1 protein-coding gene is annotated in these 3,537 nt (G+C 43.4%); it reads right to left on the reverse strand.

Annotation, left to right across the window (positions count from 1 at the left end):
• Window positions 1–64: 64 nt before the first annotated feature.
• The gene (locus tag UYK_RS0115855; protein ID WP_016871746.1) at window positions 65–3,238 is read right to left on the reverse strand and encodes a two-partner secretion domain-containing protein; all 3,174 of its coding nucleotides are present in this window, start codon (window positions 3,236–3,238) and stop codon (window positions 65–67) included.
• Between the last annotated feature and the right edge of the window lie 299 nt (window positions 3,239–3,537).

Genomic DNA, 3,537 nt, shown 5'->3' on the forward strand with positions numbered 1-3,537 from the left:
ATGAGGTTCATTAGTAACGCACTCTACCAGATGAAAGGAGAGGGGTGCCGAAGGCGGGGTGAGGTTAAAATGCAGGACAAGCAGCATTTGCTTGAGAACTACGTTCAGGTGTGCTAGTAGTTGTGGGGTCGTAAGCTGTCAGGACTACTTCGCCTTTATTGTTAAATACCCATCCTTGGGCTGGAGTAATAGATTTGGCATTAGTATGAGTTACCGATTGGTTGGTTGTTGCAGCTTGGGAATTACTACTGCTGGTTGCAGCAGGATTTACTAAATCGACGCGCACATTATCACTGCTGAAATTGTCATTGGGACTAGAAGGTAAACCACCGCGTCCGGTGACTATAAACTCGCTACCACTGCCTTTTTGACAGGGATTTTGGGCAATTTGATCACTTGCATCTGCAAGATTTTCTGGTAATTCCCCTAATCCTTGACTGGGATCAACATCTGCGGTGTCGATTTGGACTGTACCACCAAACTCAGGACTTGCACCTGTGGCTGTGATGTCACTTTCTGGGGTCGGTTGATCTCGAAACTGAGTACCAAAAATGGCGTCAGCCGTGATCAATACTCTACCACCAAAGCTTTCTTGAGAATTGGCGCTGATGTCGCTATTTTCGAGAGCAACTAAGTTACCAGTATCAATAGTTATATTTCCACCTGTGGCTGTGCCTGTGGCGTTAGTAGTGATATTACTGTTGCGGCGCAAGATTAAATCACGGGAATTGAGGAAGATGTTACCTTGACCACCTTGTGTCTGGGCGCTAATGAAGGCTCCGTTATCTAGTCGAATATCCTTAGTAGTTGTGATGTCTATGTTACCTGCTTGGCGATTCTCAATGTCACTGTTGGTATTGAGTTGAGCAGCATCGAGCAAAAAGGAATTAGCATTAATTTTGATACTACCAGCATTTCCCTGACCAGAAGTGCTAGCAATTATTCTGGCATCATCACTGACAAAAAGTGATCCTGTGGTGATCTCAATGTTGCCAGCATCGCCTATCGCCCCAGTTTCTACACTGCTAAAAATACCACTGGGAGTACCATTTTCACTGATTCCGGAAATGTTAGTTGTATTAGTGATATTTAACTTCACATTTCCGGCTTTACCAATACCACCCGGATTTGTACCATCTCCGCCCCGGATAAAGGTATTCAGTTCCCCCCCATTGGTTAAAAAGAGTGAGTTGGCAGTAATGCTAATATCTCCGCCATTGCCCTCACCCCCAGATTCTACATTGCTGAAAGCTGCACTGGGCGAACCTTCGTTATTTGTGCCATCAAAAGAGACGGTATCGCTGGCGTTAATCGTGATGCTACCCCCATTTCCCTGTCCATTGGTGCTGGAAAGGAGTTGTCCCGCATTAGTTACAAACAGCGACCCTGTGGTAATCTCAATGTTGCCAGCATCACCCCTTGCTCCATTGAGAACAGCGCTGTTGATACCAGTAAAAGTACTGTTGTCATATACTCCAGCAATTTGAATGTTATCAGTGGCATTAATCGTGACGTTTCCTGCATTACCTTCTCCAGCAGTGTCAGTAAACAAACTAGCACCATTAGTTAGGGAGAGCGATCGCGCGTTGATCTTAATATCACCACCTTGGCCAGTACCAAAATAATCAACTCCCAACAAATTTGATTCACCAAAAACAGATGTGCTGGCTGATGTTCCGACGCCATCAAAGGAGACAGTTGCATTAGGAGCATCAATGATGATATTACCTGCATTCCCAGAGGAAAAAGTAGAAGCTAGCAAAGATGATTCGCTACCTAGTGAGACAGAATTAGCAGCGTTAATCTGGATAGTTCCCGCATTTCCTTGCCCAGATGTAGAGGTATTGATTCCAGCACGGTTAGATAAAGAAAGCGATGGTGTATTGATAATTATATTGCCTGCCTTTCCAGAGGACGAGGTATTGGCTGAAAGGACTGAGTTACTACCGTTTAACGAGACAGACTCAGAAGCGTTAATCTCAATATTGCCTCCATTTCCTTGTCCAAGGGTGGAAGTAAGGAGGGCAAAATTTGATAAAGAGAGCGATCGCGTGTTGATGGTAATATTACCAGCGTTTCCTGTAGCTAAATCTGCTACAAGACTGACAATTCCACTATTAAATCCTTCTAATCCCTGCAATGATACTCTGTCTGTAGCTGTGATTGTTACATTGCCGGCATTTCCTTGCCCAAAGGCACCAGAACCAATTAAAAAACGACCAGTACCTTCCAAGATACTGGTGTTGATCACTATATCTCCCGCCTTTCCTACCAATGGAACATTGATGATGGAGATACTGGAGTTAGAATCTCCCTCAATTCTGACCCTATCTGTAGCATTAATGACAATATCACCAGCCTGAGCATCAGAATTAGCATCTGATGGAATTCCGGCAAATAGTCCGCTTCCAGTAAAAATGTCTAAATTTCGCGCATTAACTGCAATACTACCTCCTTGTCCGATGACACTGACGTTAGCTTGATTACTGAGTGTGACATTACCTCTAGCCACGTTATTGGGAAAAGTCAAACTACCATCAGGATTAAACCCAACTGTTCCAGCTTCTGCTAATCCTCCTAACTCAACTCGTCCTTCTGGTGCTGCTAATAGCCCACCGTTGAGGCTAACGTCACCACCTATCAAACTCAGAGATTGCCCAGACTGCACTTCCAGGCTGCTGTTACTGGTAATATTGCCAGGATTATCCCGAAATCTTAAACCTATGGGAATATTAATAGTTAACTGGGGAACTGGTTGCAGGTTGCTGGCACTGAATTCAAAGTTGTCAAATAATACACTATCGGCCGTACTGCCAAAAAATGAGCCACCACGTAAATCCAGACTTGCATTAGGCCCAAAAAAAACCCCTTTGGGGTTGAGTAAAAACAGATTTGCATTACCTAAGACACCAAGCCTACCGAGAATGTTAGAAGGATTATTGCCTGTAACTCTGGTAAGAATATTAGTGATATTAGCCGGATTAGAAAAATAGGCTCCTCTACCTGCATCAATATTAAATTCTTGAAAGCTGTGAAATAAATTTGACCCACGAATCGCACCTCCCGAGACGCGATCGCTTTGTAAACCATTAATCACATCTGGGTTGACAGTTGAACTTTCCGCACCCAGACTGTTATCTGGTATGATTTGTGCTGTTGCAGTAGTGATAGACGCAAAGTTGCTAATCGTGTATAAGGACAAGGTAGTGAGAGGGAGTAGGTAACGAAGCAATTTCATCACTAGTGCCTCAAGAGATTGTGGGGAAGAGGATGGTAATCTTTAAAATTTAATACATATGAGATTCAGATGAGATAAATGGCAATCTAACTTATCACAACTAAAGAGCGAGGTTCTTTTTTTTACGCGATCGCTCTCCAATCTCCAAGTCTCTCACTTCAAACAGAAAATTTCTCACTTCAAACAGCAAAATTTAAACTTTGAACTCGAAACACCAAGGTAATAATTACACTTATGCAATTATTTATAGCGGTTCTCAGTTTCGCTACCTACAAAACCTCACCCCGCCCTATCGGGCA

This window comes from Fischerella thermalis PCC 7521, assembly GCF_000317225.1.
In the GTDB taxonomy this organism is placed as follows: domain Bacteria; phylum Cyanobacteriota; class Cyanobacteriia; order Cyanobacteriales; family Nostocaceae; genus Fischerella; species Fischerella thermalis.

Bases quoted from the DNA above. Each gene is read 5' to 3' on its own strand.
- UYK_RS0115855 (WP_016871746.1), bottom strand. From the start codon at position 3,238: ATGAAATTGCTTCGTTACCTACTCCCTCTCACTACCTTGTCCTTATAC.